The sequence below is a fragment of the Pseudoalteromonas sp. SG45-3 genome, from assembly GCF_014164075.1.
In the GTDB taxonomy this organism is placed as follows: Bacteria; Pseudomonadota; Gammaproteobacteria; order Enterobacterales; family Alteromonadaceae; genus Pseudoalteromonas; species Pseudoalteromonas distincta.
On the sequence record NZ_JACJEN010000002.1, the window covers coordinates 411,981 to 430,461 of the forward strand.

Sequence of the window (18,481 nt, forward strand, 5' to 3'; positions counted from 1 at the left end):
AAAATAGAAGAGGGTTTTAATTATCCATAAAATAAGGTTACCCACTACAGCTAATAAGAGTGATACAGCAAGTAATCCTTTGTAGTTATATATCACTACTTATAACTCAAAAACTAGACTTTTAAGCTTAATTAATGCTATTTAAGGTACATCTACTTTAAATGTAAAAAATCTCACCTTTATGCTAATTACTTTGCCCGTGTCTGAGCTCACCCCTGGTATGTACGTTGATAGCGTTACTAAGCAACACGAGGGGATCAATAGCATAAAAATTAAGACCAGTGGCTTGGTGCGCGACAAATCTATTATTAAGCGTTTAGTGTCTGAAGGGGTGCTCGAGCTGCTTATAGATTTTACTAAAGGTGATGCGCCAGTTCCTGCCAAATATAAGCCCCAAAGCGCACCTAAAACATCTAATAGCCAAAAAAAAGTAGAAAAAACATCTATAGCTATTTCTATCGAACAGGAGTTTGCTAAAGCTACTGTAAATTACGATCAGCATGGCCGAAAGTTACAATCATTATATGGCGATTTAACATCTGGCCTGAGTGTTAATATAAAAGTGCTTGATGAAATTGCCAGCGAGATAGTCAGCTCAGTTTTTCGTAATGCTAACGCTATGACTATTCTTACTCGTATAAAAGACAAACATAGCTATAACTGGCGGCATATGATCAACTGCGCCATTTTTACTGCTGTATTTGCTAAATACTTAGGGTATGGAAAAGCTGTTGTACAAGAGCTTGCAATGGGGGCGTTACTTCATGACTTGGGCCAAGCTAAATTACCGCAGGGTATATTTTCCAAGCCAACTAAACTAAGTAATAACGAGCTAGCAGCAATTAAAAAGCATGTTGCCCAAGGTTTAGGTTTAGTTAAAGGTGAGAAGGGTATAACTCCCCTTATGCTCGATATGATAGTAAATCATCATGAGCGTTTAGATGGCTCTGGTTATCCGCGAGGCCTGCAGGCTGAAAAGTTAAGTCGCCCGGCGCGTATAATGGCAATTGTAGATGTGTACGATGCTATGACAGCCGATAGAATGCACCAAGAGGGTGATGAGCCTATTAATGCATTACGCTACTTATTAGCCAATAAGCACTTGTTTGATGGTGAGTTAGTTCAGCGCTTTATAAAGTGCTTGGGGGTCCATCCGGTAGGAACTATTGTAAAATTAACGAATGAACGTTTAGCCTTAGTGCTTGAAGGGAACGTATTAAATCCTATTAAACCTAAAATTAAGCTATTTTATAATGCTAAGCATAATCATCATGTTACACCTAAAGACATAGATTTAAGTGAGCACACCCAAGAGCTTAAAATACTAGCGAGTGTTAAGCCTCTTGATTATCAGATTAATTTGTCTCGCCTGCTAAAAGAGCATTTGTTGAACTAGTTTTACTGCATTGCCTTTTTTTAGTTTGTTTTGCAGAAATAAACGCACCCAAAAAACAACTCCCCATCAGTGTTAACCATAGCAAAGTACCTAACTCTACATGCAATGCAAAACAACAAAGCGCTAAAGAAATCAACGCATTTAACATTGCCCCTAACCAATAATGGTTTACGGGGTTATCGCATTGTCCTGCTTGAGTGCATGCGCAGTAGTTTGCTTTGTAAAAGCAAAATACACTCGCCCCACAAAATATTAGCCCTGTAATAATAAATAAAATGATCACAGTTTTACTTCCTTTGCGATTTTATAGTGAGTGTAATTTGCTATATATTTCAAGTCAATCTAAATGATAATTAATTACAATTAGAGCTTTAGCTCTAATAACACATTTCTCATCCGATGAGTTTTAAATAGTTGTTAAAATGTCGTTAAATAACATGTTTTTTGCTGTTTTTTGACGCATTCATAGAGTTTTTTACAAAAAATTAAGGTAGTGTAGCAAAGTTTCAAATCCTAATAACAACACACATAGTACCCAGACAGTCAGTTTGGTTAAGGACTCAACAATGAAATTTTCTAAAACTCTTATTGCAGCTTCGCTTGCATTTGTTTCAGCTGATAGCTTTGCAGCTGCGTTTCAATTATCAGAGCAAAATGCATCGGGTTTAGGCCGTGCATACGCTGGTGAAGCTTCTATCGCAGACGATGCGTCTGTAGTTGCACGTAACCCAGCACTAATGACTTTATTTAAAGATAAACAACTAAGTGTTGCTGCTATTGGTGTAATTCCAGATGTAAGTATTGAAGGCGAAAGTACTAATAACGGTATTGACCCAAGTGCATTAGATGACGACAGCATTGCACCAAGTGCTGTAGTACCTGCTGTTTACTTTACTATGCCTTACAACGATAAAGTATCGATTGGTTTTGGCGCATTTTCTAACTTTGGTTTATCTACAGAGTTTAACGACGAATACGTTGCTGGCCAAATTGCTGGCGAAACAGAAATCTTTACTGTTAACCTTAATGCAAGCGTTGCTTATAAAGTAACTGAGCAATTCAGCTTTGGTATTGGTTTAAACGCTATTTATGCTGATGCAACTGTTATTCGTAAAGTGGGTGCTAATGCAAGCGGTATTGATTTTGGTGCTGATGCTGTAAACCTTCAAGGTGATGATACTGGTTTTGGTTTAAACGTTGGTTTAATGTACCAGCTAGATGATAACAGCCGTTTTGGTTTTAACTATCGTAGCGAAACAGACATCACATTTGATGGTGACTTCTCAAACGATCTACCAGCAGCTATTGGTGGTACAGGCGGCGCTAAGCTACCAGGAGCTGTTGATCTAACACTACCAGCTATTGCTGAGTTTTCTGGCTCACATCAGTTAGATGATAAGTTAGGCCTACATTACAGTGTATTATGGACAGGTTGGAGCAGCTTTGAATCACTAGAAGCACAAGTAACGTTACCAACTGGTGATAAGTTTGTTGCGTTTGAAAAGCAAGAGCAGTTTGATGACTCTTTCAGATACTCTGTAGGTGCTGATTACCAATACAACGAAGATTTACTACTTCGTGCCGGTGTTGCATTTGATGAGTCTCCAGTATCACAAACGCACCTATCAATCTCTATTCCTGATACCGATCGCTTTTGGTTCTCGTTTGGCGGTAACTACACAATTGATCAAAACTCTAACGTTGACCTTGGTGTAAGTATCATCCGTGGTAAAACACAAACGTTCACAGAAGCTGATGACTCGGGCAGCCAGTGGGGCTTCGAATCTAAAGGCCACGCGGTATTACTTGGCGCTCAGTATAACTACAAGTTTTAATGTAGAAGTGTCTCGTGGTTAATCACAGGGCACAAAAAAGCCGCTCACTTTAATTAAAGTGAGCGGCTTTTTTAATGCCTATTAAATAGTGTTAATAGGCATTTTATGAAAGCTTATAAGCTTTCTATTTTAGTTTTTTGCTCAAGTAGCTTAGTTTTAGCATCGCTAAACTCAGCCAGTTTTGCATTTTCTTTAGCAAGTACCGCTTCAGGTGCGTTATTAACAAACTTTTCGTTAGCGAGTTTGTTTTGCACTTGTGCTAGGCCTTTTTCTGCTTTTTCGAGTTGCTTATTAATACGTGAAAGCTCGGCTTCTACATCAATTAAGCCCGCCATTGGGATCATGATCTCAAGGTTGCCAACATAAGACGTTGCACATGCAGGTGCGTCGTCTTTGTTTTCAAGCATTGTAAACTCTTCAATTTTTGCAAGTGATGCTAAAAATGATTTGTTTTCTTCAATGCGGCGCACGTCGTCGCTTGATGCATTAGCAAGTAATACGCTAAGCGGTTTACTTGGGCTAATATCCATTTCACCACGAATATTACGAATAGCTAAAATGAATTGTTTAACCCACTCTAAGTCGTCCATCGCTTTAGCATCAACGCTTGCTTCATTATATACAGGGAACGGCTGAACCATAATGCTGGTGTTTGTTGTTTCAAGGCCTGCAAGAGGTGCAACACGTTGCCAAATAGTTTCAGTGATGTACGGCATCATTGGGTGCATTAAACGCAGTAAGCTTTCAAGTACGGTAATAAGTGTATTACGTGTACCACGTTGCTGTGCTTCATTACCTTTAAACAATACCGGCTTAGTTAGCTCTAAGTACCAATCACAGAACTGGTTCCAAGTGAATTCGTAAAGCGTGTTAGCAGCTAAGTCAAAACGATAGTTATCAAGGTGTTCAGTGTATGTTTTAACTGTTGACTCAAATTGACCTAAAATCCAGCGGTCAGCTAATGAAAGCTCTTTTTGTGCATCGTTTGCAAAACCACAGTCTTGCTCTTCTGTATTCATTAATACGTAACGGCTCGCGTTCCATAATTTATTACAGAAGTTACGGTAACCTTCAAGGCGGTTCATGTCCCAGTTAATATCACGACCGGTAGATGCCATTGCAGCAAGTGTAAAGCGAAGGGCGTCGGTGCCGTGTGCCTCAATACCGCCTGCAAATACTTTACGCGTATCTTTTTCGATTTTAGCGGCAAGTTTTGGCTGCATCATGTTACCAGTACGTTTTTGTACTAGGTCTTCAAGTTCAATGCCGTCAATCATGTCTAGTGGGTCAAGTACGTTACCTTTTGACTTAGACATTTTATCGCCATTGTCATCACGTATTAAGCCCGTTACATACACGGTTTTAAACGGAACTTGTGGTTTGCCATTTTCGTCTTTTATAAAGTGCAGCGTCATCATAATCATACGCGCAACCCAGAAGAAAATAATATCAAAACCAGTTACCAGCACATCAGACGGGTGGAAGGTTTTTAAATCATCGGTATTTTCTGGCCAACCTTGTGTAGAGAACGTCCAAAGTGCTGACGAGAACCACGTATCAAGTACGTCTTCGTCTTGGCTTAGTGTTACGTTATCTGCAATGTTGTTTTCACGGCGAACTTCGGCTTCGTCGCGACCAACAAATACATTGCCTTCACTGTCGTACCAAGCTGGGATACGGTGACCCCACCAAAGCTGGCGTGAAATACACCAATCTTGTACGTCGTTCATCCACGAGAAGTACATGTTTTCGTATTGCTTAGGTACAAATTGAATGTCGCCGTTTTTAACAGCGTCTTTTGCAGGTTCAGCAAGTGGGGCAACACGTACATACCATTGGTCGGTAAGTAGTGGCTCAATTACCACACCAGAGCGATCGCCGTAAGGAACCGTTAAACCATGGTCTTCAATTTTTTCAAGTAGGCCTAGTTCTTCAAATTCAGCCACAATTGCTTTACGAGCAGCAAAGCGATCAAGGCCGTGCAAGCGCTCTGGAATTGGCGCATCAAACTCAAGCTCTTTGCCGTCAAAGGTGTATGTCTCACCTTGGGTAAGAATAGCGGCGTCTTTATCGAAAATGTTGATCATCGGCATTTGATGACGCTTGCCCACTTCGTTATCGTTAAAGTCGTGCGCTGGGGTTATTTTTACACAGCCCGTGCCTTTATCTTTATCGGCGTGTTCGTCAGCAACAATTTTAATACGACGATTAACGATGGGTAATAAAATCTCTTTACCGATTAAATCTGTGTAGCGCTCATCATCAGGATTTACTGCAACACCTGAGTCACCCAACATGGTTTCAGGACGTGTTGTTGCTACTACTATGTAGTCTTTTCCGTCTTGTGTTGTAACGCCATCAGCTAATGGGTAACGTAAGTTCCACATGTGGCCTTGCTTGTCTTTGTTTTCAACTTCAAGATCAGAAATAGCCGTGTGTAATTTTGGATCCCAGTTTACTAGGCGCTTGCCTCGGTAAATTAGGTTTTCTTTATGGAGGCGTACAAACACTTCTTTAACAGCTTCAGATAAACCATCATCCATGGTAAAGCGTTCACGATCCCAATCAACCGATGCGCCAAGGCGACGAAGCTGCTTAGTGATAGTACCGCCAGATTCTTTTTTCCATTCCCAGATTTTATTAATAAAATCTTCGCGGCCTAAATCGTGGCGTGTTTTGCCTTCTTCGGCATGCAGTTTACGCTCAACCAACATTTGCGTTGCAATACCTGCGTGGTCAGTACCTACTTGCCATAATGTGTTGTTACCTTGCATACGTTTAAAACGCGTTAGGGTATCCATTATTGTATCTTGGAAGGCGTGGCCCATGTGTAAGCTACCAGTGACATTTGGCGGCGGGATCATAATTGAATATGGTACGCCTTGGCCAGATGGCTTAAAGTAGCCTTTTTGTTCCCAGTCTTGATATAGAGACTGTTCAATATCTTGCGGATTGTAGGTTTTATCCATTACACAGAACCTTAAATAAGTACTTAAATTAGTTGGTTAGTTTGCCTGATTGGCTAGCTATTAATATCTTGCGTGGTGAGATTGGCACCGAGTTGGCGTAGCTTTTTAAAACGCTCGCGGGCTGCTTGCTTAGCAGCTGGTTCTACGGGTACAAAATCAAAAACTTGGTTAAACCGACGAATGTAATCCGGTAACTGAGTAGCCAAGTTAATTAAAACTTTACGATTGCCAACAGGTGGCGTAATACCAATTTCTACAGGTGCGCCGCCTTTAGGGCCTTCACCTTGTAAATTATGTGGCACAAAACTATCTGGATCGAATGCCCAAATTATTTCATCAATGGCACAGGCTGCTTCGTTATCGTTAACACAAATAAACACACGCTGCCCATTTCGATACTGATCGGCCGCAATTTGAGCAGCCAAAGCAAAATGATCGTCAGCCTTAGCTGTTAACTCATCTTGTTGCTTTAGAACGAAAAATTTAGCGTTCATGTTCATTGTATCGGGGTTTCCCATGACATTGAATGTATACCAAATTGATATACATAAATTAAGAGGCAGATTTTGCCATATAACGGGGTTTGCTTCAATTAATACACAAATAAATAAGGCGCCAAATGGCGCCTTATAAATAGCTAAATAGATTATTAATCGTGCGTAGCTTCGCTTACACCCGCTCGATTTAATAAATACTGAGTAAGCATAGGAACAGGACGGCCCGTTGCGCCTTTTTTAGCGCCACTGCGCCACGCTGTACCGGCAACATCTAAATGTGCCCAATTATACTTTTTAGTAAATTTAGATAAGAAACATGCCGCAGTAATAGTACCCGCAGAGCGTCCACCTAAGTTCGTAAAGTCAGCAAATGGGCTTTCTAGTTGATCTTGATAGTCATCCCATAACGGTAACTGCCATGCACGGTCGCCACTTTGCTCAGACGCTTTTAATAAATCGTGCGCAAGTGGGTTATGGTTTGATAGTAAACCAGTAGCATGCGCGCCAAGGGCTACAATACACGCGCCAGTTAGCGTTGCTACGTCAATAACCGTATCTGGATTAAAGCGTTCAACATATGTTAGTGCGTCACATAATACTAAGCGGCCTTCAGCGTCGGTGTTTAATACTTCAACTGTTTGCCCTGACATTGTTGTTAAAATATCACCTGGACGATACGCATTTGAGCCAGGCATGTTTTCACAACCCGCTAAAACACCAATAACGTTAATCGGCAATTGCATTTGTGCAAGTGCACGCATTGCGCCAATAACGCCTGCTGCTCCGCCCATGTCGTATTTCATTTCGTCCATGCCTTCGCCTGGTTTTAATGAAATACCGCCTGAATCAAACGTTAGACCTTTACCAACAAGTACAATAGGGGCTTGGTCATCAGCGGCGCCTTTGTAGTTAATAATCGACATAATCGATTCGTTATCACTACCTCGGCCAACAGCTAGGTAAGAATTCATACCAAGTTCTGCCATTTGCTTTTCGTCAATAAGATCAACAGTGATGTTGTCAAAATCAGTTGCCAGCTCTTGTGCTTGTTCACCTAAGTACACAGGATTACAAATATTTGGTGGCATATTAGCTACGTCTTTACATAGCTTACTACCTGCTGCAATGGCTAAACCATGCTCAATAGCGCTTTCGCCAATAGTTAGTTCGCGTCGTGTTGGTACGTTAAACACCATTTTACGCAGTGGACGGCGAGGGTCTACTTTTTTACTTTTCAGTTGGTTGAACGTATATAAGCAGTCTTGCGTTGTCTCAACTGCCTGACGTACTTTCCAGTAGGTGTCGCGACCTTTAACGTGTTGCTCTGTTAAAAAGCAGACTGCTTCCATAGAGCCCGTTTCGTTTAAGGTATTAATAGTTTTAGAAATGATTTGTTTATATTGCTTATCATCAAGCTCACGCTCTTTACCACAACCAACAAGCAATATGCGCTCGCTTAATACATTAGGTACATGATGCAATAATAAAACTTGGCCTGGCTTACCTTCTAAATCGCCACGGCGAAGTAAATTAGAGATATAACCATCACTAATTTTATCGAGTTGTTCACCAATGGGGGATAACCTACGTGGCTCGTAAACGCCAACCACAATACATGCGCTGCGCTGTTTTTCTGGGCTACCACTTTTTACGTTAAATTCCATTGTTACTCCTGGTTTTGAGTCGTTTAAGTTACTAAGTTGGGGCTAAAAAAGTATTTTCTAGTCTTATCTACGTAACTTATGTAAGGATAATTCTTATTTTAGCTGATTTTGTTAGACTCTTACTGTGTAATTGAACTTTATATGCTTAAGGGCTACTAATGCAACATTATATCGTGCACTTAGGTAGGATAATTAATTTTGATGGCTTATAATAATAGCCTATTTGCCGGTATTAATTGGGTAAAATAGCTATTTAACTATTCAATTCTCACTATCGTAGTGAAATTCCATGTTTAACAGGGGCGAGCATTGCTAATTTTCCGTTATTTGACCGCTGAGGTTTTAAAATCGCAGGTCGCCGTATTTTTAACTTTGATGACAATATTTTTGTCACAAAAGTTAGTTGGTATTTTAGGTGATGCCTCTGAGGGCAGCATTCCTGCTAAATTAGTGCTATCGATGATTGCACTAAAACTTCCACAACTAGCCTCGCTAATACTTCCGCTGAGTATATTTTTAGGCATTATTTTAGCCTACAGCCGTATTTACGCCGATAGCGAAATGACCATACTTAAAGCCTGTGGCGTAAGTGAATGGTATGTTGTGCGCGTAACACTTATATCAAGTGTAGGGCTTGCTATATTAGCCGCAGCACTGACTATGTATATAGCGCCGTGGGCAAGCGAGCAAGAGTATCAATTAAAAGAACAAGCCAAAGCTGATGCGGGGCTATCCGCACTCAGAGCTGGGCGGTTCCAAGAAACCGGTAACGAAAAAGCCGTGGTGTTTATTCATAATATTGAAAAGGGTGGCAAAGAGCTCAATAAGGTATTTGTTGCACAGTTACCCGATAGCGAAAAAGGCAACCTAGCGCGCTTAGTATATGCAGAGCAAGGTGTTGTGGTTGAAGCAGTAAATGGTGAGCAACAGCTCGTGCTAACAGACGGTAAACGTTACGAAACAGATGGCACAACGCCTGCACTTAACTTAACAGAATTTGATGGTTACAGCGTACAAATACGAGAACAAGAAATAGAGCACCAACGCCGTAAATTAGAGGCTGTGCCTACTAATCAATTACTCGCCATTAATACTCCAGAATCTATTGCTCAATGGCAGTGGCGACTCGCTATTCCGTTATCAATTCCGTTACTTACCTTACTGGCAGTACCGCTAAGTGTGGTTAATCCTCGTCAAGGTAAATTTGCAAAACTAGTACCTGCTATAAGCTTGTACTTAGGCTATTTTATTTTATTAAATGCCGCTAAATTTGCAGTTGAAGATGGCAAAATTCCGCCTTCAATTGGCTTGTGGTGGATTCACCTAAGTGCCTTGTTTATAGGTGGATTATTAATTATAAAAGGGCGACCGTTGGGCGCTTGGCTTAAAGCCGTTGTAACTAAGCGGGAGTTAGGCTCATGATGAAAACGCTTGATTGGTATTTAGGCCGCAGTATTTTACAAACTACCGGCTTTGCATTGTTGGTACTTGTTGGTATTAGCACCTTAATTAAGTTTATCGACCAGCTAAAGTCGGTAGGGCGTGGCAGTTACGATTTAATGACCGCAATGCTTTACACGCTTTACACAATACCTGGCGATTTAGTGGTGTTTTTTCCGATGGCTGCGCTAATTGGTGGCTTAACGGGTTTGGGGGCACTTGCCTCAAACAGTGAGCTGGTAGTGATGCAAGCGGCTGGTATGTCGCGCTTACAAATAATTGGCTCTGTGATGAAAACGGCCATATTTATGGCTGTATGCATGATGGCACTTGGCGAATGGGGTGCACCTGAAGCGCAATTACACGCCAAAGAAATGCGTAACCAAGCAATACATGGCGGCGATGTATTTAACACACAAAAAGGTGTATGGGCTAAAGACGGCAGCAATTTTATTAATATTGAAGATGTTGACGAAAACGGCAGGCTCAATGGGGTACACATGTACCACTTTGACAAATCGTTAGAGCTTACCCAAATCACTAAAGCAAAAGATGCACTGAGCCGAAAAGATGGCTGGCTACTTCGTGACGTAAATAAGGTTATTATTACTAGCGAAAAAACCACAACAGAGCAATTACCTGAAGAGTTTTATTCTTCGCAATTGACCGCTGAAAAGTTAGGGGTTGTTTCGGTAAAACCAGAGTCACTTTCATTTACTGGGCTTTGGTCGTATTTAACTTACTTAGAGCAAAACGAACAAGACACTAGTACCTACGAGCTTGCACTGTGGCGTAAGCTTATGCAGCCTGTATCTGTAGCGGTAATGCTGCTGGTGGCGCTCTCGTTTATATTTGGCCCGCTGCGTACCGTTACTATGGGCGCACGTATTATTATGGGTGTTGTAACGGGGATCGTGTTTCATTTAACTAATGAAATATTTGGCCCTGTAGTTATGGTTTACCAAATACCTGCCATTATAGGTGCGGTATTGCCCAGTATTATATTTATAGGCTTTGCGACATATTTGATGAATAAACGGGTATAGAGTACCTATTCAAAGCATTAAAAAGGGTGACCAGTAGTCACCCTTTTTGCTTTTTAATTACCAGTTTTGGAAAGCTGGTATTAATCAAGCTCACTATAAATACGTCTGTTTTCTTCTTTAGTAAGCGCAATAACTTCTGTTTTAGAGATGTAGTCTTGTAGTGCTTTTTTGTTTTTAAAATCGACTAACACCACCAAATTACCTAAACCGAGTAAAGCGCTAACGCTGCGGATAATTGATTGCGGCCAGCTAATTAAATTACCTTCAAGAGTTTGTACTTTTAAACGCCATGCACGCATGCCAATGGTTTGCCCGCTTTTAGTCCAAAAGTAGCCAAAAAATACTAAGCTAACAATAATTAAAAGAGCGGTACGAATACCCGAAAGAAGATTTGAATTTTGAATAAATGCAGATACATCCTCTGCGCCATTTAAACTAATTACATCGAGAGAAATAAGCCCCTGTACTGCAAATAAATACAGCACTACAGTTAACATCGCAAACGCAATAATGGCTAACGTATCGTAGACCAACGACGCAAAACGGCGCCAAAAACCAGCACGTGGAAACTCACCCGACATAAATACACTCTCACTATTAATATGCGAGCTAGTTTAACAAAAAAGCTTACAAATACTAAGACATGTTAATGTTTAGAGAGAATTGATTTTATTGCTGTAAATTACTACCTACGGAGGGGAATGAAAAAGACCCTACTATTTAAAGTAAGGCCTTTTAATTTATAGCGAGTTTAACCTAGCTTAATAGCAAGGTATTTTATGTCGTCACCACTTATTTGCGGTAAAAAATAAATATCGCCGTATTTAAAATACTGCTGTGAGTTAATTATTACGGCCTGTGCTGTCTGAGGTAATGAATCGTAAGTTTGGCCCAAGCTATAGTCATTCACATTACCCACTTTTACTGCCTGATTAAGGCGAGTTGATGGCTCATCAACAACCGTATAACCATCATTATCCGCAATGTAGTACACATTTTGATAAGTGTAGTAAGTCGTATTATGGTGTTTAAAATGCCTGTAATTTCTTGGTAGCGTATTTATACGCAGGCCTCTAGGTGGTTTAACAACATGGTAGCCTCTTTTAGCTTTACGGTAATAAAGGCCGTCGTTAAACGTAAACGAAATACCATTAAATCTGATTGATGCGCTATTGCGTGGTAAATGGTTTATAAATCGATTTTTTCTGTAAGTGACTGAATTGTGATGGCTTGTTAAGTAGTTATATTTTCGCTGGTTGTAGCGGTGTAGTTCACGCTTTTCCTGTTTGTACTTAGCAAGCTTACGTTTTTCTTGCTTACGGTCTTCTCGTTTTTCTTTTTTATGCTCAATACGCTGCTTTTTTTCATGGCGGCGTTCATCGCGTTTATATTCAACACGTTTGTCGTGATCGCGTTTAAAGCTTTTATCATTCTCTCGCTCGTTTTGTGCTCCAAGCGCAGAGCCTGATACTGCGCCAATGGCGAGCAGGGCAGGTAGTAAAAAAGTAAGTTTCATAGTATTGCCTCGTTTATGTTTTTACATAACTGGGTTCAATACTAGCGGCTCAAACTGAATGTTAACTGACATACAACAGCAAACGGAGTTATGCTTACAGCTTTTTACATTTTACTGACGGTTCTTGACATAATCTCTAGTTTTTGACGATTTTAGGAATATTTTGATACACCAAAATGATTAGTGGTATCACAAAAAATGGATACGAAATTAGTAATTAAGCCTTCCTTGGCTTTGCAGATTAATTACTTTTGATAAAAAGGATAATCGCTATAACCTACTTCAGTACCGCCATACATAGTGGCTGCATCGGCTTCGTTAAACGTCCAATTATTTGCTATACGCTCTGGTAAATCAGGGTTAGCTATAAATGGGCGACCAAATGCAAATAAGTCACCGTAACCTTCACCTAAAATACGCACTGCTTTTTCTACTGTGTATTTACCTGCATAAATAATGCGCCCTGAAAATTCAACTCGGACTGCTTTATAAAATTCTTGTGGTAAATCGGGAGCGTTATCCCAATCAGCTTCCGCAATCGATAAGTAAGCAATACCTGCTTGCTCAAGCACTTTAACGGCCTGGATATAAGTGTGATGAGGGTTTGATTCAACAAGCCCTAAATACACTCGTGTTTCATCTGTGCTTTCAAATAAAGGAGCAAAGCGTACACCTAAACGGTTTGCGCCTACAACGTCACTTACCGCTTCAACTATCTCTTTTAAAAAGCGCAGGCGATTACTAAGCGTTCCACCGTATTGATCGTCACGGTTATTAGTATGCTCAGAAATAAACTGATTAACTAAATAGCCGTTAGCACAATGAAGCTCCACACCATCAAAGCCAGCTTCTAGAGCATTGCGTGCAGCTTGAGCATACATGTTTACCAGTTCGCCAACTTCAGTTGTTGTTAGCGCACGAGGCTCACTTGGGTCAGCCAATGCGCCTTCACCAGGTGCGGTTTCAATAAATACTTTTACATTGTCAGCTGCAATGTCTGAAGGACCAACCGGTTTACCTGAATTTGGTTGTAGTGTGGCGTGCGATACGCGCCCTACATGCCAAAGCTGAGCAAAAATAACACCGCCTTTAGCGTGTACCGCGTGTGTTACTTTTTTCCAGCCTTCAATTTGTGCTTGCGAGTGAATACCTGGGGTCCAAGCGTAGCCTTGTCCACGAGGTTCTATTTGTGTGCCTTCGGTAACCATAAAACCAGCCGATGCCCGCTGCGCATAATACTCAGCCATTAATTCATTAGGAATATTGCCAGGCTGAGTGCTGCGAGAGCGAGTAAGAGGTGGCATCACAATACGGTTTTTAAGTGTAAAAGGGCCAAGCTCAATTGATGAGAATAAAGGGGCGGTATTAACTAATTCTGATTTCATTTTAAATTCTCTTATAAAGCAAACAAAGGCTTAAATAGTGGTTAAGCAACATTGGCAGCATAGAGACTTAAGGATACAATTTGAAACAACACTTTTTTGTGCAGCATACAATTATGAATGGTATTAGTCGGCTCGATATAAAACAGTTAAGAGTACTCAGTAGCTTATTAGAACTGCAAAATCTTTCGCAAGTAGCCAAAAAAATGGGGTTAACGCAACAAGCCATTAGTGAGCAACTACGAAAGCTACGAGACTTATTTGACGATCGCTTGTTTATACGCCAAGGCAATAACATGGTTGCTACTCCTAAAGCGCAAGGACTCAAGGCGCCTGTTAATCATATTTTAAAGCAATTAGAGTCGTTACTAGAGCCCGAGCAGTTTAGCCCGCAAACTTATAAAGGTGTGTTTACCATAAGCGCAACCGACTACGCCACGCAGGCCTTATTGCCACAATTATTTAATATTACCCGCCGCGAAGCGCCAGGTTTAAAGTTGATTGTGCGCGACTTTGCATCAGATAACGTTAATCAACTTATAACGGCAGGCGAGCTTGATTTGCTGATAAGCTTTCCAGAATTTATACCCGACAACCTTTCTTATATCACTTTGTTTGAAGAACAACATTTGTGTATTACCGGTATAGGTAACACGACTTACACTGAACCTTTGAGTTTGGCGCAATTTGCAAAGCATCCACAGCTAGTGGTGTCGCCATCTCGTGCAAATTTGCGCGGATCGCACGATCAGTGGTTTGAAAGCCAAGGGCTAAAACGTAATATTGTAATGTCGGTACCAAGTTTTTCTGCGGTGCCCGACATTTTACATACAACCGATATGCTCGCGTTTTACCCATCAAGATTATTACCAAACAGCAAAGTTAAACAGCTAAAAATAGAAGCTCTGCCCCCTACATTTAAAGTAATAGCCGCATGGCATCCGCGTACTAATAACAGCCCTATTCATAAATGGTTGATAGAGCAATTACAAAACTTATAAAATCCGTAAAAATGCAACAAGATCTAAACGCTCTTGCTTGGTGAGTTTTAATGGTTTTAACAGTTTCGTCGTTTTAGGAAAGTGTGGATCGTTTAATTGGCTTTTCCTAGGCTTAGGTCTTGCTCCACCATGGTTGTACATGTTTACTATGCCTAGTAGGTCATCAAAAAGCCCATTGTGCATCCAAGGAAATGTTTCAGTTAAACCAAGTAGAGAAGGGGTTCTAAATAACCCTATATCACTTGGATTATTTGTAAAATTAAACCGCCCTTTATCTTCAAAACTACGGCCGTAATAATGAAGGCCAGTGCCATGAAATTGGTTGTCACTTAATAGTGCGCCATTGTGGCAAGTCATACATTTTGCTTTGGTTCTAAATAAATGTAATCCGTTTAATTCATTATCGGATAAACGTCTAAGCGCTTTTTTTGGATTACTCTGAACCTCATTAATAAATGATTTAAAGCGAGTATTAGGTGCAATGAGTGTTCGCTCAAAAGCTACGAGGGCTTCTGCCATTTGTGCCATAGAGAGCGTATTTGCATTAAAAGCACTTTTATTAAATGCCGTATAGCTTTTATCTTTATTGACCCGCATTAAAGCTTTTTGTGGATCTAAGTCCATTTCAATTGGGTTGCTAATGGGCATAAGTGCTTGTTGCTCAGCTGTTTTAGCGCGACCATCCCAAAAAAAACTTTGCCACTGATCTATACCAAAAATTGCAGGGGTATTGCGTGTGCCTATTTTCCCATCAATACCCACTGCGGTTGTGCGGCCATCATGAAAGCCTTTGTCGCGCTCATGGCAGGTTGCGCAGCTAACGGTATTATTACGCGAGAGCTGCACATCATGAAAGAGCTTGTCACCTAAAGCAACATGCTCAGGTTTTGGCGAGGCTACAGGCAAAAGCGACATGGGCTCAACGCTTCTGCCATCACTGGTTTGAATAGCTGGCCAGTGTGCTTGGCCTTTGCTATACAGTGAGCGTAAATCGTGGCTACTTGTTGGTGTGGCGTTTAAGCTAAATGAGCACAGAAAAAAAATGCTTAATAACCTAATCATAGTTATAGCTAACTCCTAGCCAGAACATACGCCCAGGCTCAATACCAGATGCGCCTTCGTTTACTGTGTAAGTACGTGCATTCAACAAGTTAGAAATATCTGCTCTTATTTCAACTGACTGGGTTTTTGTTAGGTTGTGGCTATAGCGCAGGCTAAGGCCTAGCATGGTTCTGGCACGAATTTCTTGTTCTTCGTATACATCAACAAGTGTTGATTCTGCAGGACAATTTGCACAGCTCTGTTCAAGGCCTATGCTTTCGCTTGCGCCGGTACTCACTGCGCTGGTGTAGCTATCACTGAAGGTTACGTTAAGCCCTGTGCTTAATGAATTGCTCCAATCAACATTCCAACCTAGCGCACTGGTAATCGGAGTGCCAAAGTTTGTACGAATTTGATCAAGTTGTCCAAGCGTTACAAGCTCGCCGCTGCCACTTGCATTTACGTAGTAAACGAGTTCGTCAAGGGGGGTATTTTCAGCAGTGGCATTGTAGTCGTCGTTAGAGACTTTGTTTTCAGCGTATGAGGCGTTAGCCCATAATGAATGGCTACCAAACTGCGCGCTCCACGAAATAGAATAGCGCTCTGAGCTACCATCACCTTCGTTGGTCATACGAATATATTTATAGCCATCGCTACCTGCTTCTTCATCGGTAACCTGAGAAAATTGCTGATGCTTTTTACGTTTTACATATTTAAGCGATACATTACCTGCTTTTTCAAATGAATGTGCAATACCTAATGCGAGTTCGTCATCGTACGGGGTGTTTACATCATCAAAGCGGTACTTAAACGTGCCAGTATAGTTAGAAGGTAGCCACCCTTGCAGGTAACCGTTTTCAATTGGGCGGTATTCTCGATATGAAAAACGCTGCTGTTCTTTGACTTTATAACCAATAATGGCAGAGTCGTAATAGCGGTTAACGCCTGCACTAATAATAGTGCGGTTGTCGTTAAATACGTCGTAACCCAGCGATATACGTGGCGCGATATTATGATTTGCTAAAAAGTCATCATATTCGTAGCGCATACCTAAGTTTAGGTTTAGCTGCCCTAATGTGATGCTATCGGTTACATAAAACGAGGCACGATTAAGTGTTACGTTAATGTATTCGGCAGGGGTGACTAAACGGCCATTAAAATACTGCGCTGTAGCTGTTACATTATTTGTATAGGCAGTAATGTGCGATTGATTATTAAAATCAATTTCGCCACCAAGTTGTGCTGCTAACTCATCAATAGAAATAGTGGTTTGAAGTGCTTGGCAATCAAGTGTGTAACCGCTGCAATTAAGTGGCGTACTCGCGCTAGACCATATAATAGGGGAGTCGTAGCTGTAGCTATTTTGTATGCGTTCGCGTTCTACTTCTTGGCGAATAAGTTCAATACCGGCTTTAATGCGGTGCTCAGTGCCTGCAAACTCCAGCGTTTTAAAATCAAGGGTGTTTTTCCAGCTGGTGGTGTATTGGGTATTATCTAGGGCGCCATATCCCCCTTGGCGAGAGTAACGAGTTTGCGCATCGCCTTGGTCGGCATATTGCCCCCAACCTTTCCCTTTGGCTTGTAGCCAGCTATAAAAGTGAGCTGGGCCTTCTCGGCTGCTGTCACTCATACTAAAATTAAGATTACTGTGCCACGATGCAAAGTCAAAATGCTCAGTTAATGCCGCAACGGCGCCAATAGCACCGCCTTCTAAATGAAAGTTACTGTCTTTGGCATCCGTTATAAAGTTATCAACTTCGTAGGGGGAGTACATTAGTGTTAAATCTAGTGCATCTACCCAGCCATTTCGGTAGCCATACTTCACAATCGCATTTATGTTTGTTCTGCTTTGGGTTTTTACTTCCCCTAGCGATAAATCGCTGATGTCGCTGGTTAAGTAATTAACGCTCATCATTAATCCATGGCGCTCATTAATTTGTTTATTAGCACGCAGGTTATAGCTAATTTTTTCGTATTTAGGCTCTTCAAGAGTACTTTGGTCAACATTTTGCTGTGAACTGTCTTGATCAGCCTCAATAAAATGATAACTCCCCCAGCTACTTTGATTCCCCCGCACGCCAAAACTAAAGCTGTTGTTTGCAAATACGCTTTTGGTTTTACTATCAACAATACCACCCGAAAAACCACCAAATTCAGCCGGTATGTTATGGTCGTAAACTGTGATTGATTCAACTATATCGGAGTTCACGTTCATACTTTGTACGCCACCCGACACATCGTCTGATGAAGAGCTTAATCGGCTGCTGCTTGCTGGGTCTATGCGGTTATTGTAATTTAACCCATCTAACGAAAACCCTGTTTGCCAAGGCTGCGCCCCTGAGATTGATATTTCTGGCGCGCTGATCTCAGCTAAGCTACCAATAGAGTACGCTTCGTTACTTAGCTGCACGCCAGGGAGCAATGCAATTAGCTCATTTATATCGCCATTGCCTTTAGGTGTGGCGTTTATAAAATCACGGTTTAAATAAGAACGCCCAATAACTTCGGGTACTTCTATGCCTATGTACTGGCCTTTTACTTCAATATGCTCAAGTGCTTCACAGCGCTCTTTTTGCTCATCTTTAAGTTCGTTACATGGCTGTGGCTTTGGTTCGGTCTGCTGTTGCTGCTCTGCGGCGTATACACCCTGAGAAAGCAAAAGCAGACACGCGAGGGTAGTCGGTGTCTGCATAT

14 protein-coding genes are annotated in these 18,481 nt (G+C 41.2%); 5 read left to right on the forward strand and 9 right to left on the reverse strand.

Annotated elements, in window-relative coordinates; genetic code table 11:
• Positions 1-181: 181 nt before the first annotated feature.
• On the forward strand, positions 182-1,396 hold the full coding sequence (locus H5126_RS04315) for an HD-GYP domain-containing protein (RefSeq protein ID WP_182721155.1): 1,215 nt from the start codon (positions 182-184) through the stop codon (positions 1,394-1,396).
• Here the strand turns inward: H5126_RS04315 and H5126_RS21435 are convergent.
• On the reverse strand, positions 1,356-1,679 hold the full coding sequence (locus tag H5126_RS21435) for a hypothetical protein (RefSeq protein ID WP_154903641.1): 324 nt from the start codon (positions 1,677-1,679) through the stop codon (positions 1,356-1,358). The genes H5126_RS04315 and H5126_RS21435 overlap by 41 nt on opposite strands.
• Positions 1,680-1,962: 283 nt before the next feature.
• On the opposite strand from H5126_RS21435, the gene H5126_RS04320 reads away from it, so the two are divergent.
• Entirely contained in the window at positions 1,963-3,231 is a 1,269-nt protein-coding gene (locus H5126_RS04320; RefSeq protein WP_154903642.1) for an outer membrane protein transport protein, read from the forward strand.
• A 113-nt stretch (positions 3,232-3,344) separates the two neighbouring features.
• On the opposite strand, the gene H5126_RS04325 is transcribed toward H5126_RS04320, so the two are convergent.
• The 3 genes from H5126_RS04325 to pepA all read right to left on the reverse strand — a co-directional run bounded on the left by H5126_RS04325 (position 3,345) and on the right by pepA (position 8,361).
• The gene (locus tag H5126_RS04325) at positions 3,345-6,200 is read right to left on the reverse strand and encodes a valine--tRNA ligase (protein WP_182720498.1); all 2,856 of its coding nucleotides are present in this window, start codon (positions 6,198-6,200) and stop codon (positions 3,345-3,347) included.
• A gap of 53 nt (positions 6,201-6,253) precedes the next feature.
• Entirely contained in the window at positions 6,254-6,700 is a 447-nt protein-coding gene (locus tag H5126_RS04330; RefSeq protein ID WP_024604879.1) for a DNA polymerase III subunit chi, read from the reverse strand.
• Positions 6,701-6,849: 149 nt separating this feature from the next.
• The gene (gene pepA, locus H5126_RS04335; protein WP_024595639.1) at positions 6,850-8,361 is read right to left on the reverse strand and encodes a leucyl aminopeptidase; all 1,512 of its coding nucleotides are present in this window, start codon (positions 8,359-8,361) and stop codon (positions 6,850-6,852) included.
• A 309-nt stretch (positions 8,362-8,670) separates the two neighbouring features.
• Here pepA and lptF point away from each other — a divergent pair, with 309 nt between their 5' ends.
• Both lptF and lptG read left to right on the forward strand, forming a co-directional pair.
• Positions 8,671-9,783 (forward strand): LPS export ABC transporter permease LptF, encoded by a 1,113-nt coding sequence (gene lptF, locus H5126_RS04340; RefSeq protein WP_182720499.1) that lies wholly within the window; start codon positions 8,671-8,673, stop codon positions 9,781-9,783.
• Positions 9,780-10,847: an LPS export ABC transporter permease LptG gene (lptG, locus tag H5126_RS04345; RefSeq protein WP_182715597.1), complete on the forward strand. Its 1,068-nt coding sequence runs from the start codon at positions 9,780-9,782 to the stop codon at positions 10,845-10,847. Before lptF ends, lptG begins: the two co-directional genes overlap by 4 nt.
• Positions 10,848-10,927: 80 nt before the next feature.
• Here lptG and H5126_RS04350 read toward each other — a convergent pair whose 3' ends face one another.
• From H5126_RS04350 to H5126_RS04360, 3 genes are all read right to left on the reverse strand, one after another.
• Positions 10,928-11,428, reverse strand: coding sequence for an RDD family protein (locus tag H5126_RS04350; RefSeq protein ID WP_002962012.1), 501 nt, complete (start codon positions 11,426-11,428; stop codon positions 10,928-10,930).
• 170 nt (positions 11,429-11,598) lie between these two features.
• A complete protein-coding gene (locus H5126_RS04355; RefSeq protein ID WP_182711848.1) occupies positions 11,599-12,363 on the reverse strand; it encodes a DUF6515 family protein in 765 nt (254 codons plus the stop codon).
• Between the two features lie 245 nt (positions 12,364-12,608).
• Complete coding sequence (locus tag H5126_RS04360; protein WP_182720500.1) at positions 12,609-13,748, reverse strand: alkene reductase; 1,140 nt, start codon at positions 13,746-13,748, stop codon at positions 12,609-12,611.
• An 80-nt stretch (positions 13,749-13,828) separates the two neighbouring features.
• Here H5126_RS04360 and H5126_RS04365 point away from each other — a divergent pair, with 80 nt between their 5' ends.
• Positions 13,829-14,746 carry a LysR family transcriptional regulator gene (locus H5126_RS04365; RefSeq protein ID WP_220488585.1) on the forward strand — a complete coding sequence of 306 codons (918 nt, stop codon included), beginning with the start codon at positions 13,829-13,831 and terminating at the stop codon, positions 14,744-14,746.
• Here the strand turns inward: H5126_RS04365 and H5126_RS04370 are convergent.
• Entirely contained in the window at positions 14,741-15,808 is a 1,068-nt protein-coding gene (locus tag H5126_RS04370; RefSeq protein ID WP_182720501.1) for a cytochrome-c peroxidase, read from the reverse strand. The genes H5126_RS04365 and H5126_RS04370 overlap by 6 nt on opposite strands.
• Entirely contained in the window at positions 15,801-18,479 is a 2,679-nt protein-coding gene (locus H5126_RS04375) for a TonB-dependent receptor plug domain-containing protein (RefSeq protein WP_182720502.1), read from the reverse strand. Before H5126_RS04375 ends, H5126_RS04370 begins: the two co-directional genes overlap by 8 nt.
• Between the last annotated feature and the right edge of the window lie 2 nt (positions 18,480-18,481).